General features: G+C 43.0%; 18 protein-coding genes and 2 tRNA genes. 15 read left to right on the top strand and 5 right to left on the bottom strand.

The genetic code is table 11. From position 1 onward, the window contains the following. From fucU to Q0P34_RS01305, 4 genes are all read left to right on the top strand, one after another. Positions 1 to 441, top strand: a complete 441-nt coding sequence (gene fucU / locus Q0P34_RS01290; RefSeq protein WP_294951714.1) for an L-fucose mutarotase — start codon at positions 1 to 3, stop codon at positions 439 to 441. Next, positions 438 to 1847 (top strand): rhamnulokinase family protein, encoded by a 1410-nt coding sequence (locus tag Q0P34_RS01295; protein ID WP_294951716.1) that lies wholly within the window; start codon positions 438 to 440, stop codon positions 1845 to 1847. Before fucU ends, Q0P34_RS01295 begins: the two co-directional genes overlap by 4 nt. Positions 1848 to 1865: 18 nt before the next feature. Next, a complete protein-coding gene (locus tag Q0P34_RS01300) occupies positions 1866 to 3650 on the top strand; it encodes an L-fucose isomerase (RefSeq protein ID WP_294951718.1) in 1785 nt (594 codons plus the stop codon). A 194-nt stretch (positions 3651 to 3844) separates the two neighbouring features. Next, a complete protein-coding gene (locus Q0P34_RS01305; protein ID WP_294951720.1) occupies positions 3845 to 4594 on the top strand; it encodes a ZIP family metal transporter in 750 nt (249 codons plus the stop codon). A gap of 81 nt (positions 4595 to 4675) precedes the next feature. On the opposite strand, the gene Q0P34_RS01310 is transcribed toward Q0P34_RS01305, so the two are convergent. From Q0P34_RS01310 to Q0P34_RS01325, 4 genes are all read right to left on the bottom strand, one after another. Continuing rightward, positions 4676 to 5740, bottom strand: coding sequence for an NERD domain-containing protein (locus tag Q0P34_RS01310; protein ID WP_294951722.1), 1065 nt, complete (start codon positions 5738 to 5740; stop codon positions 4676 to 4678). Positions 5741 to 5969: 229 nt separating this feature from the next. Next, positions 5970 to 6045 (bottom strand) — tRNA-Pro (locus Q0P34_RS01315). A 50-nt stretch (positions 6046 to 6095) separates the two neighbouring features. Further along, positions 6096 to 6172: transfer RNA gene (locus tag Q0P34_RS01320), tRNA-Pro, on the bottom strand. Between the two features lie 38 nt (positions 6173 to 6210). Then, positions 6211 to 6771 (bottom strand): TM2 domain-containing protein, encoded by a 561-nt coding sequence (locus Q0P34_RS01325; protein ID WP_294951724.1) that lies wholly within the window; start codon positions 6769 to 6771, stop codon positions 6211 to 6213. A 198-nt stretch (positions 6772 to 6969) separates the two neighbouring features. Here Q0P34_RS01325 and uxaC point away from each other — a divergent pair, with 198 nt between their 5' ends. From uxaC to Q0P34_RS01340, 3 genes are read left to right on the top strand one after another with little or no spacing between them, the layout of a single operon-like run. After that, the gene (uxaC, locus tag Q0P34_RS01330) at positions 6970 to 8370 is read left to right on the top strand and encodes a glucuronate isomerase (RefSeq protein ID WP_294951725.1); all 1401 of its coding nucleotides are present in this window, start codon (positions 6970 to 6972) and stop codon (positions 8368 to 8370) included. A gap of 36 nt (positions 8371 to 8406) precedes the next feature. Next, positions 8407 to 9504 (top strand): sugar kinase, encoded by a 1098-nt coding sequence (locus Q0P34_RS01335; protein WP_294951728.1) that lies wholly within the window; start codon positions 8407 to 8409, stop codon positions 9502 to 9504. Between the two features lie 29 nt (positions 9505 to 9533). Continuing rightward, on the top strand, positions 9534 to 10190 hold the full coding sequence (locus Q0P34_RS01340) for a bifunctional 2-keto-4-hydroxyglutarate aldolase/2-keto-3-deoxy-6-phosphogluconate aldolase (RefSeq protein WP_294951731.1): 657 nt from the start codon (positions 9534 to 9536) through the stop codon (positions 10188 to 10190). 77 nt (positions 10191 to 10267) lie between these two features. On the opposite strand, the gene Q0P34_RS01345 is transcribed toward Q0P34_RS01340, so the two are convergent. Then, positions 10268 to 10945, bottom strand: a complete 678-nt coding sequence (locus Q0P34_RS01345) for a hypothetical protein (RefSeq protein WP_294951733.1) — start codon at positions 10943 to 10945, stop codon at positions 10268 to 10270. 199 nt (positions 10946 to 11144) lie between these two features. Between Q0P34_RS01345 and Q0P34_RS01350 the strand changes: the two genes are divergently transcribed. From Q0P34_RS01350 to Q0P34_RS01385, 8 genes are all read left to right on the top strand, one after another. After that, complete coding sequence (locus Q0P34_RS01350) at positions 11145 to 12296, top strand: class I SAM-dependent methyltransferase (RefSeq protein WP_294951736.1); 1152 nt, start codon at positions 11145 to 11147, stop codon at positions 12294 to 12296. A 164-nt stretch (positions 12297 to 12460) separates the two neighbouring features. After that, positions 12461 to 13159 (top strand): prepilin peptidase, encoded by a 699-nt coding sequence (locus tag Q0P34_RS01355; protein ID WP_294951739.1) that lies wholly within the window; start codon positions 12461 to 12463, stop codon positions 13157 to 13159. A gap of 41 nt (positions 13160 to 13200) precedes the next feature. Then, the gene (locus tag Q0P34_RS01360) at positions 13201 to 13374 is read left to right on the top strand and encodes a Flp family type IVb pilin (RefSeq protein ID WP_294951742.1); all 174 of its coding nucleotides are present in this window, start codon (positions 13201 to 13203) and stop codon (positions 13372 to 13374) included. Between the two features lie 115 nt (positions 13375 to 13489). Continuing rightward, the gene (locus tag Q0P34_RS01365; protein WP_294951745.1) at positions 13490 to 14152 is read left to right on the top strand and encodes a TadE/TadG family type IV pilus assembly protein; all 663 of its coding nucleotides are present in this window, start codon (positions 13490 to 13492) and stop codon (positions 14150 to 14152) included. Between the two features lie 120 nt (positions 14153 to 14272). Continuing rightward, the gene (cpaB, locus tag Q0P34_RS01370; RefSeq protein WP_294951748.1) at positions 14273 to 14944 is read left to right on the top strand and encodes a Flp pilus assembly protein CpaB; all 672 of its coding nucleotides are present in this window, start codon (positions 14273 to 14275) and stop codon (positions 14942 to 14944) included. 29 nt (positions 14945 to 14973) lie between these two features. Next, a complete protein-coding gene (locus tag Q0P34_RS01375) occupies positions 14974 to 16179 on the top strand; it encodes an AAA family ATPase (protein WP_294951751.1) in 1206 nt (401 codons plus the stop codon). 318 nt (positions 16180 to 16497) lie between these two features. Then, a complete protein-coding gene (locus Q0P34_RS01380; RefSeq protein ID WP_294951754.1) occupies positions 16498 to 17847 on the top strand; it encodes a CpaF family protein in 1350 nt (449 codons plus the stop codon). Then, the gene (locus tag Q0P34_RS01385) at positions 17828 to 18799 is read left to right on the top strand and encodes a type II secretion system F family protein (protein ID WP_294951758.1); all 972 of its coding nucleotides are present in this window, start codon (positions 17828 to 17830) and stop codon (positions 18797 to 18799) included. The genes Q0P34_RS01380 and Q0P34_RS01385 overlap by 20 nt, the downstream gene beginning before the upstream one ends. The last annotated feature ends 4 nt before the right edge of the window (positions 18800 to 18803 follow it).

An 18803-nucleotide genomic window follows, 5' to 3' on the forward strand; every position in this document is an offset into this window, starting at 1 on the left:
ATGCTAAAGGGCATTAATCCTATACTTTCACCGGAGCTTCTTAAGGCTCTGTGCGAAATGGGGCACGGTGACGAGCTTGTAATTGCCGACGGCAACTTTCCCTGCGAAAGCGTTGGCAAAAACGCTATTGTAATCAGGGCGGACGGTCACTCCACAACAGACATACTTGATGCTGTTTTGTCGCTTATTCCGCTTGATACATACACTGACAAACCGGTTGCGCTTATGGAGGTTGTAAAGGGTGACAACACCCCGACACCGACAATTTGGGCAGAGTACGACAAGGTGCTTAACAAATATGAGCCCGACCATCACGATATTGATATGACAGAGCGCTTTGCATTTTACGAAAGAGCAAAGAACGCATACTTAATCATCGCAACAGGCGAAACCGCTATCTATGCAAACATCCTGCTTAAAAAAGGAGTAGTAAAGGTATGAGCCGAGTATTAGCATTCGACTTTGGTGCGTCAACCGGAAGAGCGATTGTCGCCGAGTACACAGACGGCAAAATCAATTACAGCGAGGTGCACCGCTTTGACAACGAGCTTGTGCAGAAAAACGGGCATTTGTGCTGGAATTTTGAGTACCTTTTGGGCGAGGTGAAGAAAGCCATTGAGCTTGCAGGCAAGGTGGATTCGTTAGCCTTTGATACCTGGGGTGTGGATTACGGCTTGATTAATGCAGACGGCAGTATTGCCGATTTGCCTGTATGCTACCGTGATGACAGAACAAAGGACGTCCCTCAAAAGGTTTTTGAAAGCATCGGACCAAAGGAGCTTTACAGTTTGACAGGCAATCAAATTATGCCTATTAACACTCTTTTTCAGCTCGTGGCAGAGGAAAACAACGATGCCGATATGCTTTTGTTTATGCCTGATTTGTTTGCATACGCGCTGTGCGGTGCAAAATCGGCAGAGCAAACCATTGCATCAACCTCACAGATGCTTGATTTGAACAATGTAAAATGGCAGAGTAAGGTGTTTGATGTAACCGGCAAGGATGCAAAAATCCTGCCGCCTATTGTTGAAAGTGCAACCGTGGCAGGTGAATACAACGGTATTAAGGTTATTAAGGTTGCTGGGCACGACACCCAATGTGCCGTATGCGCTATGCCGAGCACAAGGCAGGAAAGCCCTGCATTTTTGTCCTGCGGAACCTGGTCGCTTATAGGCTGTGAAAACGACGAGCCTATCTTGACCGAAAAGAGTATGGCAGACGAGCTTTCAAACGAGCTTGGTGCAAACGGTAAAATAAACTACCTAAAGAACATCAGCGGTCTTTGGCTTATTCAGGAGATCAGACGTAACTTTAAGGAGGAGGGCAAGCAGTATACATATAACGATATGGAACAGCTTGCAAGAGAGGAAAAGGCATTTGCTTTTTTCATTAATCCCGATGACGATGTGTTTGCTTCTCCGAAAAATATGCCTCAAAAGATTCGCGATTATTGCGAGCGTACAGGTCAGGGCATACCTCAAACCGACGGCGCGCTTGTAAGGTGTATCTACGAAAGCCTTGCAATGAAATATCGATATGCTATCAGGCAAATTGAGGAGAACACGGGCAAAAAATTTGACGTGCTTCATCTTCTCGGCGGCGGTACAAAGGACAGCTTCCTTTGTCAAATGACAGCTGATAGCCTTGATATGCCTGTTATCGCAGGTCCTACAGAGGCAACTGCACTCGGCAACATCATTTTGCAGTTTATTGCTCTTGGCGACATTGCCGATGTTGACGCAGGCAGAGAAATCATTAAAGCACAGGAAAATCTAAAGGAATATAAGCCGGTTAATTCTGCTGAATTTGAAGAGGCTTATCAAAAATTCTTAAACGTAATTAAGTAAATGTAAAGGAGTAATTTTATGAAGTATCCAAAAATAGGCATTCGCCCTGTTATCGACGGCAGATGGGGCGGAGTACGCGAAAGCCTTGAGGCACAGACAATGGGCATGGCAACATCTGCCGCAAAGCTTATCAGCGACAATCTTTGCTATCCCGACGGCACACCTGTACAATGTGTAATCAGCGACACAACAATCGGCGGTGGCGCCGAGGCCGCAAGATGTGAGGAGCAATTTTCAACAGAAAATATTGTTGCAACCCTCACTGTAACACCGTGCTGGTGCTACGGCATGGAAACCTTTGATATGAACCCAAAAACAATTAAGGCAGTTTGGGGCTTTAACGGTACGGAGAGACCGGGTGCCGTATATCTTGCCGCAGTTATGGCTGCATATGCACAAAAGGGTATGCCTGCCTTTTCTATTTACGGTCACGATGTTCAGGATATGGATGACAAGTCTATCCCTGCCGACGTTGCACAAAAAATTCTTAATTTTGCAAAGTGCTCTGTAACAGTAGGCTGGATGAAGAACAAGGCATATGTAAACCTTGGCGGTGTTTCAATGGGTATCGCAGGCTCATATTGCAATGCAGAGTTCTTCCAAAAATACCTTGGTATCCGTCCGGAGTGGGTTGATATGAGCGAAATCATTCGCAGAATCACTCTTGAAATATACGACCATGACGAATTTGACAAGGCTTTTGCCTGGGTAAAGGCAAATTGCAAAGAAGGCTTTGACGTTAACGCAGGCAAGGACCTCCCTGAAATCATTACAAAATCAAAGGTTGTAAATCCCGATAAGGATTGGGAATTCATCACAAAGATGACTATTGTTATCCGCGACATTCTTTTTGGCAACAAAAAGCTTGACGATATGGGCTGGCACGAGGAGGCACTTGGCAAAAACGCAGTTGCAGGTGGCTTCCAGGGTCAAAGAAATTGGACCGACTGGCTTCCTAATGCAGATTTTACAGAGGCTATTATGGCTTCAACATTTGATTGGGACGGCAAAAAGATGCCAACTCCTTTTGCAACAGAGAACGACACTCTTAACGGTGCCGCAATGATTCTCGGCAGCCTTGTTTCCGACTCTGCACCTTGCTTCCATGATGTTCGTACATATTGGAGCCCCGACGCTTGCGAGCGAGTAACAGGTCTGCGCCCTGACGGTGTTGCAAAGGACGGATTTATCCACCTTATCAATTCCGGTGCAACAGCGCTTGATGGCTGCGGCGCATCAAAGAACGAAAACGGCGAGGGCTGTATGAAGCCTTTCTGGAAAATGACAGCAGATGATATTAAGGCTTGCATTGATGCAACCGATTGGTGCCGTGCAAACTATGAATATTTCAGAGGCGGCGGATTTTCATCACACTTCCGTTGCAGAGCAGAAATGCCTGTTACAATGCTCCGTGTAAATATTGTTGAGGGCATCGGACCTGTTCTTCAAATTGCAGAGGGCTATACTGTAGACCTTCCCGATCAAATCCATACAACTATTGACCAACGTACTGATAAGACTTGGCCGACAACATGGTTTGCTCCGAGACTTACAGGCAAGGGTGCATTTAAGGACGTATACAGCGTTATGGCAAATTGGGGTGCAAATCACGGTGTTACCGTTTACGGTCATGTGGGTGACAAGCTTATCACTCTTGCATCAATGCTTCGTATTCCTGTAAATATGCACAATGTTGAAGGCGACAGAGTGTTCCGTCCGCATTGCTGGTCGGCATTCGGCACAGATGATGTTCAGGCTGCGGATTACTCTGCATGTCAAACATACGGCCCACTTTATAAGTAATATACATACAACAAAAACTTCAGCTCCACTTATATCAAGTGGAGCTGTTTCGCTGTACAAAGCCTTGATGTCCATAACAATTCTCCTTGTAATATGATAATTATTACATCACTATTTTTTTTATGTTCAACATAAAATCTTTAGACAATGCGGTGAATTGCCGTGTCGTTTTTTAAGCCTTGACATATTATGAAATGGTGATTAATATGACATTTTGGGGAATAATGATTCCTTTTATCGGCACAAGCCTCGGCTCCGGGTGTGTGCTGTTTATGAAAAAAAGAATGAGCCCTCGCATTGAGCAAATTCTTCTTGGCTTTGCGGGCGGAGTGATGGTTGCCGCGTCGGTTTGGTCGCTTCTCATTCCGTCTATTTCAAGGTGCGCCGGTCTTGGCAGGCTTGCGTTCCTGCCCGCTACAATAGGGTTTGTTTTGGGAGTGTGCCTGCTTCCTGCGGTTGACAGAATTACTCCGCGCCTAAAGCTTGGCAAAACCTCTCTTCTCGCACTCGCTGTTACAATTCATAATATTCCGGAGGGTATGGCGGTTGGTGTTATATTTGCCGGTGTGCTGTATGGCAACTGCGGTGTAACGCTTGCGGATGCTATGGCGTTGAGCATTGGAATAGCTATTCAAAATTTTCCCGAGGGAGCAATAATTTCCATGCCCGTTATGGCGCAAACGGGTTCGAGAAAAAAGGCATTGCTGTACGGCGTGCTCAGCGGTGTGGTTGAGCCTGTAACAGCAGGGGCGACGCTTGTTCTGTTTGGCTTGGCGTCGGTGGCATTGCCTTATCTTCTTGCCTTTGCGGCAGGCGCTATGATATATGTTGTGGTGCAGGAGCTGATACCTCAGGCAAGTCGTCCCGACAATCCCATTGCCTCAACCCTCGCCTTTTCTCTCGGCTTTTTGGTGATGATGATTCTCGACGTCGCCTTTGGATAGTCAACGAAAAAAACCGACTATATACTTAAAAAAGAGCAGGCACGAAACCTGCTCTTTTTGATTGGATTTATGAATTATTGTTTACTCGATGTTTTCAATATATCTGCATTTTGGATAGTTTGAGCAACCATAAAATTGATTACCCGCATTTGCACCTCGAGTAGCCGTTCTTAAAACAAGCTCGGCATTGCATTTTGGACATTTTCGAGGCTGATTATCACTATTGCTTTCTGCCTGTATTGTTTCATTGCAAGTCGTGCTTTTGGCATCATCGTTTGTTTTGATGTTTTCGTCTTTGACAGCGTCGTTATCGTTTGATTGCTCAACCGATTCGTCTTGAATTGATGGCAAGGCATTTGATTGGGGTTCTTTTACGGATTGTGAATCCATCTTGCTTTGAATGTCGGCAATGTGCTGTTGTTTTGTTGCCTCGTCAACTTGTGTGCACGGATAAAGCTTATCATAAATATCGGCAATATCGTTTTTGCTTAACAACGCCGTATCGGTACGGTTGCAGATGTCCGATATAGTAGATGAAACATCGTATCGATTAATTACAAATACATCCTCGCTCGTTGTTTTTATGTCTTTTAATGTGCACCTGTCAGAAAAAGTAATTATTGACCACATTTGAATATCTTCACCGAGAAATGCTTTAAGGTGTTTAATATGAGTTCGGTTTTGCTTTATGGGATTATAAAAGTGTTCCTTGTGGCTTTTGCCCCTGCCTCTCGGCAAGGTTTGGTACCAATTTTTTTGATTTTCATTGCCAAATATCCAACCGCTGTAATTCTTGCTTTCAAAAACGAATATTCCTTTTTGATGAATCATAATAACATCTATTTCCGATGTTTCATCGTTTTCCTTTGGAATATAAACATTGAAAAGGAATTTCGCTCCTTTGTCTTCAAAGGATTTGAGGTATTGGTATGTAAGATATTCACCGTATTTTCCGGTATTGTTCAGCAAAGAAAAATAAGGCGTTTTTGTGTTTTTATAATATGTTCCGGATTTGTATTTCCTAACCTTCTTTGCAAGTGCTATTGCAACTAATATAACAGGAATTAAAATTGCAGGAATAAGATAAATCGCAAGCCGTACAAGCATTTCCACTATTGGTTGAAAAACCTGTTCAATTATTGACATAACTTCACCTCATTTGTACTTGTTACTTACTATTATAGCATATATGTATATAAAAATCGAGTGTTTATAACTCAAATCAAGGCGAAGCCTTGTATATCATCTATTCCGCAGGTAATACAGCCATATGTGCCTACGGCGATGATATACACGCCGACGCGTGATGATATGCCAAGCCTGCGGCTTGGATAAAAAAGAAGTAACTTTTGGCAGACAAAAGTTACTTCTTTTTTGGTCGGAGTGACAAGACTTGAACTTGCGACCCCCAGACCCCCAGTCTGGTGCGCTACCACCTGCGCTACACCCCGATTGCTTTTATTTTTTTTGAAAGGGAGCAGGCATTTGACCTGCTCCCCGTTGGTCGAGGTGACAAGATTCGAACTTGCGACCCCCACGTCCCGAACGTGGTGCTCTACCAAACTGAGCCACACCTCGATGTATTCAGCCCCACACCGTTTGATGAGGGCTGTTTTTTAGTCCTTTTGTTGTGCTTTTGCAAGCTCCTCTGCGAAGGTCATAATCTTGAAGCCGTTTGCATCAGCCTCAGCCTTGTCGGTAATGATATTATAGGCATCAACAAATGCCCACACATATGCAACAACAAAGCCCAAGCCCAATGCCAATGAGCCGATAAGTGCTATCAAAAGCTGTGCAACACCCTTACTGCTGTTGCCGAGATAGAAATTGTGCAATCCCAAAAAGCCGAAGGTTACAGCCAAAAGCACTGCAACATACTTTTTCTTTGGCTTATAGCCGTTTGGATAATCTGTTGATGGTGCAGGATTAATGAGCGCCGGGTCAAAATACGGTGGCTGATTTGGGTTATAATAATTTTGCTGTGCCTCGTATACAGGCTGTGTGTATGCGGGGTTTTCCTGATATGTAGGTTGGTATACAGGCTCCTGCAGCGGTGTTGTTTCAGGCTGCTGAACAGGCTCCTGCTCAGGTACCGCGTTTGCAACGTTTTCGGTATTTGCAGTACAGGTGCAAACCTCACCCTCATATAATTCTCTGCCGCAATTAGGACAATTCATAGTACAACCCCCTTGTTTTAATTTTTGCATATCTATATAATATGCTTTTACACATCAAATGTCAATTTTATTTTGCAGAAAATTTTATAATTTTTTGTTAATAATAAATAAACTAATAGTTATTTGACTATTGAAATATGCAAAAGGTAGGTATATAATATTTTTGATTAAAATCAAAGGAGTAAAAAGGGAGTAGCTATGACAGAATTTATCGGCAAGGATTTTTTACTTGATACCGAATGTGCAAAAAAGCTTTTTCACGAATATGCAGAGAATATGCCTATTTGCGATTACCATTGTCACTTAAGTCCAAAGGAGATTTACGAAAACAAGCAGCCAACGGATATTTCACAGCTTTGGCTGTCGGGCGACCATTACAAGTGGAGAGCAATGAGGAGCGCAGGAATTGATGAATACTACTGCACAGGAGACGCGTCGGGTGAGGAAAAGTTTATAAAATTCGGCGAGGCTTTGCAGTACTGTATAGGCAATCCGCTTTACCATTGGGCTCACATAGAGCTTCAAAGATATTTTGGCATAGACACACCGCTTAATGCAAAAACTGCAAAGGATATTTATGCAAGAGCAAATGAGGCTATCGCAAACGGTGATTTTCGTCCGCAAAGCCTTATTACAAAAAGTAATGTAAAGGTTGTTTGCACAACGGATGACCCTGTTGACAGCCTTGAATACCACGGACTTTTGAGGAACGTTGACGGCTTTGATTGCAAGGTGCTCCCGTCGTTCAGGCCGGACAAGGCACTCAACATTCACCTTGACGGCTTCGCTGAATATATTAATGAGCTCGGCAAAGCAGCAGGTGTTGAAATAAAATCATACAAGGATGTTATTACTGCCCTGCTTAACAGATGCGATTATTTTAACGAGGCAGGCTGTAAGGTTTCGGACCAGGCGTTTGAATATGTTCCGTTTGACCTTGCCGACGACGATGAAATAGAAAAAGTATTTCAGCAGGCAATGAACGGAAACATTCCGTCACAGGCCGACGGTGACAAATACAGAACTGCTGTTCTTGTCGCGCTGGGTGAAAAGTACCACGAGCTTGATTGGGCTATGGAAATTCATATCGGTGCAATACGCAACAATTCAAGTAGAATGTTTAACCTTTTAGGTGCTGACACAGGCTTTGATAGCGTGGGTGACTGCGAGATTGCAATTAATCTTTCAAGATTTTTGGACGCGCTTGATGTGAAATCTGCATTGCCGAAAACTATTTTGTTTAATCTTAACGACAAGGACAACACTGTTCTTGCAACTATGCTTGGCAATTTCCAGGGCACAGAGGCTGAGAGCAAAATTCAATTCGGCCCTGCTTGGTGGTTCCTTGACACTATGGACGGTATGACAAATCAAATGAAATCGCTCGGCAACCTCGGCGTACTCGGCAAGTTTGTCGGTATGGAAACGGATTCACGTTCCTTTACCTCCTATGGCAGGCACGAATATTTTAGGCGAATTATGTGCCGTTTGCTCGGCAGATGGGTTGAGGACGGCTGGTATGCCTACGATGAAGATATACTTGAGGAAATCGTTTGCGGTATCTCATACAACAATGCAATGAAATATTTTGGATTTTGATTTAACTTTATATTTTGAAAGGCTACGGTGATTGTTATGAATCTTAATTTAAGACCAAAGGAAGAATGTACGTTTGACGAGGTTTCACTCGGCGAAATTATGCTTCGCCTTGACCCGGGCGAGGGCAGAATAAAAACCGCTCGCTCGTTCAGAGCCTGGGAGGGCGGCGGCGAGTACAATGTTGCCCGTGGGCTTCGCAGATGCTTTGGTATGAAAACATCTGTTGTTACTGCTTTTGCAGAAAACGAAATCGGTTATCTTATGGAGGATTTGATTCTTCAGGGCGGCGTGGACACATCTCTTATCAAGTGGGTGCCGTACGACGGTATAGGCAGAACCGTAAGAAACGGTATCAACTTTACCGAGCGCGGTTTTGGTATCCGCGGTGCTGTCGGTGCGTCGGACAGAGGCAATACTGCCGCATCACAGCTTAAGCCGGAGGATATTGATTGGGATTACATTTTCGGCACACTCGGTGTTCGTTGGCTTCACACAGGCGGTATTTATGCCGCTTTGTCCGAAACAGCTGCTCAAACCGTAATCACCGCTGTTAAAAAGGCAAAGGAATACGGCACCGTTGTATCATATGACCTCAACTACCGCCCGTCACTTTGGAAGGGTATCGGCGGTCAGGCAAAGGCTCAGGAAGTTAACAGAGAAATTGCAAAATATGTTGACGTTATGATAGGCAATGAGGAGGACTTTACTGCATCTCTCGGCTTTGAGGTTGAAGGCAACGACGCAGACCTCAAGGAGCTTAATATGGACGGCTACTACAAAATGATTCAAACCGTTACAAAGGCATATCCAAACTTTAAGGTTATCGCAACAACTCTTCGTACCGTTAAAACCGCAACCGTTAACGATTGGAAGGCTATCTGCTGGGCAGACGGCAAAATTTACAATTCTCTTGAATTTCCCGGTCTTGAAATTTTGGACAGAGTCGGTGGCGGTGACAGCTTTGCATCAGGTCTTATCTATGGCTTGATGACATATGAGGACGCACAAAAGGCAGTTAATTACGGCGTTGTTCACGGTGCACTTGCAATGACAACACCCGGTGATACCTCTATGGCTTCACTTAAAGAGGTAGAGGCAAAGGTTAACGGCGCAGGTGCCAGAGTACAAAGATAAAACAAAATAACAAAAAGGAAGTATTAATTATGGCAAATAAAATTGAAACCCTTGCAAAGATTCAAGAGGTAGGCATTGTAGCAGTTGTTCGTGCAACATCTCTTGAGCAGGCAGAAAAAATCACAGATGCTTGTATTGCCGGCGGAGTTGCCGCTATCGAGCTTACATTTACCGTTCCTCACGCAGACAAGCTTATTGAAGCAATGCGTGCAAAGTATAATTCAGGCGAAATCATCATCGGTGCAGGTACTGTTATGGACGCAGCCACAGCAAGAATTGCTATCCTTGCAGGTGCAGAATACATTGTGTCACCCTACTTTGACCCTGAAACAGTTAAGTGCTGTAACAGATACGGTGTGCCGTCAATGCCGGGTATTTACACACCTACCGAGGCGGTTCACGCTATGGAGTGCGGTGCAGACGTGCTCAAGGTTTTCCCGGGCGACATTGCAGGCCCTGCGTTCATTAAGGACATTCATGGCCCTATCCCAAATGCTGTTATGATGCCGTCAGGCGGTGTTGATGTTGACAACGTTAAGGATTGGATCAAGGCAGGTGCTATTGCCTGCGGTGCAGGCTCATCGCTTATTGCAGGCGCAAAGACAGGCGATTACGATAAGATCACCGAAACAGGCAAGCTCTTTGTTCAAAGAATAAAGGAAGCAAGAGCAGAAATGGCAAAATAATAGCTTACCTCGGCTTTTTATTCGGCTGAGGGGATAAAAAAGGATTGAACCCGATGTCAAGTTCAATCCTTTTTTTATTATTCTTCATTATTTTCTTCGTCATCAACAAGTGTGCCGAGCAGCCTTATTGCCTTTTTAACCTTTTCGTTATCATCCTGCAGGCCGAGCTCACGGATGTTGTCGCCGATAAGCGTTTCAATTATATCCTCAACCCGTGACAGAGTGGCGATGTATTCGGTTTTGCTTTCGTTTCTTGCCTCTCTGTTTTCAACATCTGCCGAGAATTCCTGCGTAGCCAGACTTTCCTTAAACTCAAGGCGGTCGTTGTGAGCGCTGCGAATAATTTGAGAATCCTTTTCAATTATGAGTGACATAATGCCCTCGGAGTCCCTGTTCATCAGGCGCTTCATTTTTCTGAAGATAAATGTTGCGTCAAACAGGCTTGTAAAGGTTATGTGCTCGACAGAGCTCACCTTGTTTATATATAGGTGTACGCACTCGTTTGAATTTTGTGTTACAATTTCATTGACCTTTTTTAAGAAATCATTGTCCGAAAGTGCAAGCTGTGATGTTTCAAAATTGTACAAAAGATTCATATCACTGTCAAAAACAAGCACCGATTCTTTAATAGCAACAAAATATTCGTTACCATCAAATTCAAATGATATGAGATTGTTTTTGTTTGATATTGCGGATTGTACAGAGTCGGTTTGATTTTTACTTCTGCCAAGCAGCCTTTCAAGCTTTGTTCCCATTTACAACACCTCTTATAAACGTGGATTTATCTTTTTTAATATAGCACAATATGTTTTGCAAAACAAGTATTTGTACAAATTATCGGTTGCAATTTTGTTATTTTTGATAACGGTATAGCCTTGACACGGATACTTTGTTGTTGATACAATAGGATAGGATTATTACCGTTACCCTAAGATTTTTTTGAGAGGTTATTTTATGCAAACATACGAACAGGTAGATAATTATATGAGGGCTCTTGACCTCAAATATTACAAAAACACAAACGACTTTTTGGCAAACCTTATGATGAAAACAGACAAAAATTATGTTAAGGAGCTTGCCGAAACCTTGAATTCGCGTGCACAGGGACAGAATTCGGACAATACATATTTTTACAAGCTGAAGAACAAAAGCCTCGACGGCTCACTTTGTGTGTCGGCTGCGTTTGACAGCGGATTGTTCAGGCACCTCGGCAATATGATAATAGACGAGGCGCAGTATTTTAACGGCACGGTTCTTGACATTGGCTGCGATTGCGGTATGGTAACCTGCTTTATTGCAAAGCAGTATCCTGATTGCAGAGTGGTTGGTGTTGATTGCAATGAGCTTGCCGTTAACAACGCAAGGGAGCTTGCACAAAGACTCGGACTTAACAATGTTGAATTTGCCGTTGCGGATATTTACGATTATACCCTTGATACAAAGGCTGATGTTGTCACCTCCTTCAGAGGTCTGCTTGATATTGCACAAAGGCAAACAAGCGGTGTCAGCGTTATCGGTGAACGCGGTGCAAGAGAAAATGCATATCAGGCTGCCTTTTCTCCGCTTGCAAAATCCATAAGTAATAATATTGCGGATAACGGCATTATAATAAGTATAGAAAGATATACTGCAATGTACGGATGGCTTGGATGGATGCAGGCACTTGCAGAGCAGAATATTTGCCCCATTGTTGACAAATGTGACAAAATGGTGGCGCAGGACATCTCATCCGCAAAAAATTATTCTGTTACATTTGCACAAAAAAATCTAACCTCAACTCCTTTGGAGGCATATAGTAATGTGATGGTAAAATCCTTCAAAAGCGGAGCAGGATGCACCGATGCCGATGCAGAGTTTGCACTGTGCTATGATTCCGATGAGGTTGATTACATAGATGTGTATAAGGGCGAAAAGCTTATCCATCAGTTTGCACATGCCTTGTCAAAGGGCGGAAAGCAGATGTTTTACGAGGCAGATTTGGATTACAGAAAGCTCAAATACTGCAACGAAAAAAAGAGCATCAGGGCTCAGGAGGACTTTGACAGAAAGCTTGCAATGTACAATCCCGAAGAGTTTACGGTAAAGAAGTACAAGGTTAAATATTAACTAAAAATAAATTAAGTCTGCTTTTTATTGTGCAATTTGCACAAAATCGTTTTTTGAAATTGATTAACACGACAAAAATTAATAATTTGTGAATTTTTTCATTGAAAATTGGCAGAAAAAGTATTATTCTTAATTTACAGGGAGCAATCCCCGCAGGAGATTAAATGTTTACGGATTCAATTTTAATTAAGCTTTTAATCGGCGCGGCTTACGGAATCTTCCTTGGAGTTGTTACAATTATTGTTTCAAAAAAGCTAACTCTCAAGAGAACGGACGATCCGGTCAAAGCGGCTCCGATTGATACAACACTATTTAAGATAATGGCTGTTGTTGTGGGAATCATTGCCTCGGTTGCAGTGATGCTAACCTCAACCGACACAGCCCTCGCAATCAGAAATGAGCTTTTGCTCATACCAATCGCATCTATTGCAGTTGTGGACTCTTTGGTAAGGAAAATTCCAAATCCGCTTCTGCTTTATATGATAATTGTTCAGGTAATATATCTTGTGTATTATTCGGTAACAAATGATCCACAGATATTGCTTGCCGCAGGGTTTGGATTTTTTGTAGGATTTGCATCCTGTGCATTCACAACCTTGCTTAAGGTGCCGGTAGGCAACGGGGACACTAAATACTGTGCCGTTTTGGGTATGTGTATTTATCTTCAGTCGTTCCTGCAGTCTATGGTGCTTGTGGGATTAATAGCCATCATTTGCCTTATCTATCTTAAGGCAACCAAAAAGGGCGGAATTAAAACCATGATTCCCCTCGGTCCGTTAATCTCTTTAGCTACAGTAATTTCTATCTGCTTCCCGTATTTGCCGAATTTCTTGGCAGATATGGTGTCGCAGATTGAGATTTAATAAAATCATAATTAAAAATAAATATAAAGGAGTAAATTATTATGATGAAGTTTATCAAAGACGAAAACGGTCAGGGCATGCTCGAGTATGTACTTATCATCGCACTTGTTGCACTTGTACTTATCGCTGTACTTGTTGTAATCAACCAGAAGTCTAAGAAGGCTGGCGACAAGACAAACAATCAGATGGATGCAGTAGAGAACGCTCTTAAGTAATCCTAATTGAAGTCTAAAATCTAAAAATGAATTTGGGGCAGGTTATCCTGCCCCAATATTCATAATTAGGCATAATGTTAAACTTATGTAAATGAATATTAAGAGGTGAAATCTCTTGAAAAAGCTTTATAGCCGATTGTGGCAACACGGAAAATCCGAGGACGGACAATCTATGATAGAATTTGTCATCGTCTTCCCCATATTTATGCTGATACTTGCCATGATTCTCGACTTTGGATGGCTGTTTTATAACAAGCTTAATGTTGAGAATTCGGCACGAAATGCAGCCAGAGTAGCTTGCGTTGAATACACGGAGGTTGCGTATGACGACGAAAACCAGCGCCCTGATGTTACATATAACAATTTGGGTGTGGCAACGGCATACAGCAAAACCTACAACCTCGGCGACTATGCCGCTGTTTTGGGCGGTACGGCGTCGGAGGAGGAACTGGAGAGCTGCGTGCTGTCCGGTCAGGAAATTCGTGTTTTAAGGCAGGTTTCAAACACCGTGCCTATGGATGTTTCGGATGTAACCGTTACAATTGCGTATACCTATGACAAGGAATATCTTACCTCGCCGTCGGTTGCGGAGTATAATGTATCTAACCGTTCAAGAGGTGACGTGGTTGTTCTTGTAAGAGGTACTCATCACGCAATCAGTCCGTTTGTAGCCCTTGCCACAGAACCCGGAGAGGGCAGCAGAATGACACGAATTATAGGCGCAAAGTCTGTCTATAAGGTAGAGGCTAACAGCCTTTCCGAGCAGGAGGGCTCATAAGCACACGGTTATTTCGGCGCTTAGTATTTATTTATAATTCATAATTGAAATAGAGCAGTTATCTGCTCTATATATATAATAAAAAGTTTTGTCAAGACAAAACGAAAAAAGGAGAACAAAATGAAAAAGGTTTATTTAATCGCAGTTGTATTTGCTTTGGTAGCAGGATTTGCTACATATTTCTTTGCAAGCGAGATTGACAAGAAATCAACATTTAAGGATGCCGAAATGGTAACGGTTTTTGTTCCTGTTGCAGATATGGACAGAAACGTTACAATCACCGAGGATATGTTCCTTGAGGATGCAGGCGTGTTTGAGGAAAAGACAGTTGTTGCTGCCGACGTTACAGCTGACGTAGCCACATCAAAGGACCAGCTTATAAATCAGGTTGTTGTTTATCCGCTCTATGCAGGCGAGCCAATCAATGTGAAAAGACTTGAATCTATTGACGGTGCAGACGTTGCACTTTCAATCAAGCTTCCAAAGGGCAAGGTTGCTTATTCATTCAGCGCAGGCAGCGTTACAAGTGTTGACGGATATATCAACGAGGGCGATACGGTAAACGTTTTGGTTTATGACGGCGATGACAAAAAGGCAAATGTAGCCTACAAGGACCTTAAAATTTTAAGGGTTTCAACAGCTACCGCAAGTAAGAATGCTTCAGCCTCCGGTCAAAAGATTACAGATTACAGCACACTTACCGTTGAGGTAACGGAAAAGGAAGCGCTTGAGCTTTACGAGATTGAAAATCAAGGCTCCTACAAGCTTATCCTTAACCACAGAGAATCATAAATTTTGTACAGGAGAATGGAGAAAATAGTATGGCTGATTTAATTAACATTGTTGTTTGCGCCGAGCAAACAGAAATTAAGGTAAACATCAAAAACAAGATTGACCCCGAAAAGCTTGAAATCATCGGCTACACCGAATTCAGCGACGAGGCAAAAACAAGAATTTTGGGATATTCTCCCGATGTGGTAATCTTTGCCGCAGAAAGCGCAGATATTGATGAAAAATTCTTCCAATTCATCGAGGATATGGAGCTTGCATCAAACGGCTGCTCACCCGTTATTATGACAGATGATGTAACCGTTTCGCTTGTAAACAGTGCTGCTCGCTACGGCGTGCGTCAGGTTATGGATTTGGAAATCAGCGGCCGTGAGCTTACCGAAAACCTTGAGGGCGTTCTCAGCAGTGAGCGCAAGCTCAGCAAGAAGATTAACGTTGAGCGCAAAACAAGGTCCCATGTTTACTCCTTTTTCAGCGGTAAGGGCGGTGTCGGCAAAACAACCGTTTCCACCAACCTTGCAGTTAACCTTGCAAGCCGAGGCAAAAAGACATTGCTTATTGACCTTGACCTTCAGTTTGGTGATGCCGATATGGCACTTGACCTTAACCCAAGCGAAACAATTGTTGATGTTGTAAGGGATTCGCTCGGTATTTCCATTGACAACCTTACAAATTGTGCCGTTACTCATGCGTCGGGACTTTCCGTTCTTTCTTCTCCGTCATCACCGGAGCTTGCAGAATACGTTCAGTCTAATCATGTTAAGCAGATAATTGATACAGCAAGAAATTATTATGAGTACATAATTCTTGATTGCGGATGTAACCTTACAGACCCTGTAATCACAGCGCTTGAATCAAGCGACACCATATTTATGGTTAACGATGTTAACATCCTTTCGCTTAAGCGCGCAAAGCTTTGTCAAAATGTATTGCTCCAGATTAATCAGGGCGACAAGATTAAGCTGATTATCAACAAAAATACAAAGAAAAATAATGTTAAGATTGCCGATTACGAGAGCATTTTGAACATGGACGCTTATGCAATCTTTTCAAGCGACCTAAAGACAATTAACGATTCGCTCAACAGCGGCCAGCCTGCTATTTCCTACAAGCCGAGAGCAGCCTTTTCAAAGGAGCTTAATGCCTTTGCAGAAAAGATAATTATGGAAAGAGAAGGCAAGGAAGGCCTTGCAAAGCTTGGCGCCAAAGGCAAGAAAAAGGGCAAGTTCGGTAAATAAGCCTAGGCAATAAAGAGTAATCCGAACCTGCCAAAAATGCAGAATTAAAGCGACTTTTGAAATTTTCGCTGTCGCCTTGCGTCAGCAAGGCTTCCATCTCAAAATCCAAAATTCATCTTTACTTCAAGCATTTTTGGTCTGCGAGTTCAAATTGTGCTGATTTGTTCTTAATCAAGGCACAAAAACGCAGGAATACTTTATGTATTCCGAGTATTTTTAACATAGAGAAAGGGCAAATCAGCCAATTTGAACCACGGTTCGGATTGCTATTTATTGCCTAAGTAAATTTTGAAAATCTAAACAAGGGAAGAAACACAAATGGGATTGTTAGACAGATACACCGTCGGCGGTGCAGATGAAGCCCTTCAGGGCTCTGCGCGCAAGGCAGAATCGACAGAAAGAATTAGACCCGTCATTGAGGATAGATACTCTGATGTTAAGGGGCGTATTCACGCATTAATCATTGAGCAGCAGCTTGGCTCGGAAAATGCAGATATTTCCGATGACGGTATGAGAAAGCTCATTGACGAATATGTGGAACGACCGGATTTCAACATTCCTCGAGTTGACAGAGAGATTGTTAAAAAGGAATTATTCGATGACATTATGGGCTTCGGCCCCATTCAGCCTCTTATCGACAGCGATGTGTATTCCGAAATTATGGTTAACGGATACGACCATGTATATGTTGAGTCAAAGGGTAAGCTTGTCCTTACCGATATTCAGTTTAAGGACGATGCTCACCTTATGCAGATTATCGACAGAATCGTATCAAAGGTTGGAAGACACGTTGATGAATCAAGCCCTATGTGTGACGCCCGTTTGCTTGATGGCTCCCGTGTTAACGTAATTATTCCTCCATTGTCATTGGTTGGTCCGGTCCTTACCATTCGTAAGTTCGGTAAAACCCCTATTACAGCGGAAAACCTTGTATCCTGGGGCTCTATATCAACAAAGATGCTCGATTTTTTGGAGGCTGCCGTTAAGGGTAAGCTAAACATTATTGTATCAGGTGGTACAGGCTCGGGTAAAACAACACTCCTTAATGTTCTTTCATCATATATCCCGTCCGATGAAAGAATTATCACAATAGAGGACTCTGCCGAGGTTCAGCTTCATCAGGAGCATGTTATCACCCTTGAAAGCCGTCCTGCCAACATGGAGGGCAAGGGACGTATCAGTATTCGTGATTTGGTAGTTAACGCACTTCGTATGAGACCTGACCGTATTATCGTAGGTGAGGTTCGTAGTGAAGAGACCTTGGATATGCTTCAAGCTATGAACACCGGTCACGACGGCTCACTTACAACAATCCACGCCAATTCTCCAAGAGACTCTATTTCCCGTATTGAAACAATGGTTATGATGTCCGGCTCGGAGCTTCCGTCAAAGGCTATCAGAGACCAGGTTTCATCAGCTATTAATATTATTGTTCAGCAGGCCCGTCTGCGTGACGGTTCAAGAAAGGTTACCTCTATTTCGGAGATTGTCGGTATGGAGGGTGACGTTGTCAGAATGCAGGACATTTTTGTTTATGATACCGATGGCGAATTTGACTCAAACGGCAAATTCAAGGGTACATTTAAGCCAACAGGTATTATTCCGAAATGTGTTGAAAAGATTAAAGAAAACGGAGTAGTGGTATCAAATGACTGGTTCAATGATTAGTGTTATCGTAATAACGGCGGCATTTGCCATGCTCGCTTTCATAGTGGCATTTATTTTATCCTATACCTTGGGTGCCTCAAAGATTGAAACAGATAAGAGAATGGAGGAGCTCAAAAAGCAGGAAGGCTATGTCGATGTTTCACTTGTAAAAAACAAGAAGAAGGAGCGCAAAAAGAGAGAGGCACAAAGCGACCTTTTTGTAAAGCTTGCAACCGCACTTTACAAGCAGCTTCAAAGTGCGGACATTAAGATGCGCCCCGAGGAGTTTATGCTCATTTGGGTTATTGTTGCGGTTTTGCCTGCCTTGTTTGTCCTTCTTATTTCGGAAAAGCTTGCAGCCGTTGCCTTGGGTGTTGGCATAGTTGGTGCCGTTGCCCCGTATATGCTTATCAAAATTAAGCAAAAGCAAAGGGTTAAGAAGTTTGACGTTCAGCTCAGTGATGCACTTATGATTTCGTGCAGCTCGCTTCGTGCAGGTCTTAGCTTTACTCAGGCTATGGAGGCTATATCAAAGGATATGCCGGACCCTATCGCATCGGAGTTTGCAACAGTTCTTGATGAGATGGCTATGGGTATGCCAATGGATGAGGCACTTGAAAGACTTAATACAAGAATTAAGAGCAAGTATCTTCCGCTTATGGTATCATCTGTGCTCATCCAAAGACAAACCGGTGGTAACCTTTCATCAATTCTTGAGGGTATCGCAGATTCTATTAAGGAAAAAATGAAGCTAAAGCAGGAGCTTAAGTCGTTGACCTCATCGGGTAGAACAACCGCTACGATGGTAGGCTCAATGCCGGTTGTGCTTTGTATTCTTTTCTTCCTTGTTAACAGAGAATTTATTATGCCTTTGTTTACAACAAGTACAGGCCATATCTTTTTGGGTGTTGCAGCAGGGCTTGAGGTTCTTTGCTTCATTGTTGTAAAAAAGATTATTACTATAAAAATGTAGGAGG

It is taken from the genome of uncultured Eubacterium sp. (genome assembly GCF_945980375.1).
Taxonomy (GTDB): Bacteria; Bacillota; Clostridia; order Oscillospirales; family Acutalibacteraceae; genus Eubacterium_R.

Excerpts from the sequence above, each read along its gene's own strand:
- Q0P34_RS01295 (WP_294951716.1), top strand. The coding sequence starts at position 438 with ATGAGCCGAGTATTAGCATTCGACTTTGGTGCGTCAACCGGAAGAGCG.
- uxaC (WP_294951725.1), top strand. The coding sequence starts at position 6,970 with ATGACAGAATTTATCGGCAAGGATTTTTTACTTGATACCGAATGTGCA.
- Q0P34_RS01310 (WP_294951722.1), bottom strand. The coding sequence starts at position 5,740 with ATGTCAATAATTGAACAGGTTTTTCAACCAATAGTGGAAATGCTTGTA.
- Q0P34_RS01385 (WP_294951758.1), top strand. The coding sequence starts at position 17,828 with ATGACTGGTTCAATGATTAGTGTTATCGTAATAACGGCGGCATTTGCC.
- Q0P34_RS01355 (WP_294951739.1), top strand. The coding sequence starts at position 12,461 with ATGTTTACGGATTCAATTTTAATTAAGCTTTTAATCGGCGCGGCTTAC.
- Q0P34_RS01325 (WP_294951724.1), bottom strand. The coding sequence starts at position 6,771 with ATGAATTGTCCTAATTGCGGCAGAGAATTATATGAGGGTGAGGTTTGC.
- Q0P34_RS01350 (WP_294951736.1), top strand. The coding sequence starts at position 11,145 with ATGCAAACATACGAACAGGTAGATAATTATATGAGGGCTCTTGACCTC.
- Q0P34_RS01360 (WP_294951742.1), top strand. The coding sequence starts at position 13,201 with ATGATGAAGTTTATCAAAGACGAAAACGGTCAGGGCATGCTCGAGTAT.
- fucU (WP_294951714.1), top strand. The coding sequence starts at position 1 with ATGCTAAAGGGCATTAATCCTATACTTTCACCGGAGCTTCTTAAGGCT.
- Q0P34_RS01375 (WP_294951751.1), top strand. The coding sequence starts at position 14,974 with ATGGCTGATTTAATTAACATTGTTGTTTGCGCCGAGCAAACAGAAATT.
- Q0P34_RS01340 (WP_294951731.1), top strand. The coding sequence starts at position 9,534 with ATGGCAAATAAAATTGAAACCCTTGCAAAGATTCAAGAGGTAGGCATT.
- Q0P34_RS01300 (WP_294951718.1), top strand. The coding sequence starts at position 1,866 with ATGAAGTATCCAAAAATAGGCATTCGCCCTGTTATCGACGGCAGATGG.
- Q0P34_RS01335 (WP_294951728.1), top strand. The coding sequence starts at position 8,407 with ATGAATCTTAATTTAAGACCAAAGGAAGAATGTACGTTTGACGAGGTT.
- Q0P34_RS01305 (WP_294951720.1), top strand. The coding sequence starts at position 3,845 with ATGGTGATTAATATGACATTTTGGGGAATAATGATTCCTTTTATCGGC.
- Q0P34_RS01345 (WP_294951733.1), bottom strand. The coding sequence starts at position 10,945 with ATGGGAACAAAGCTTGAAAGGCTGCTTGGCAGAAGTAAAAATCAAACC.
- Q0P34_RS01380 (WP_294951754.1), top strand. The coding sequence starts at position 16,498 with ATGGGATTGTTAGACAGATACACCGTCGGCGGTGCAGATGAAGCCCTT.
- cpaB (WP_294951748.1), top strand. The coding sequence starts at position 14,273 with ATGAAAAAGGTTTATTTAATCGCAGTTGTATTTGCTTTGGTAGCAGGA.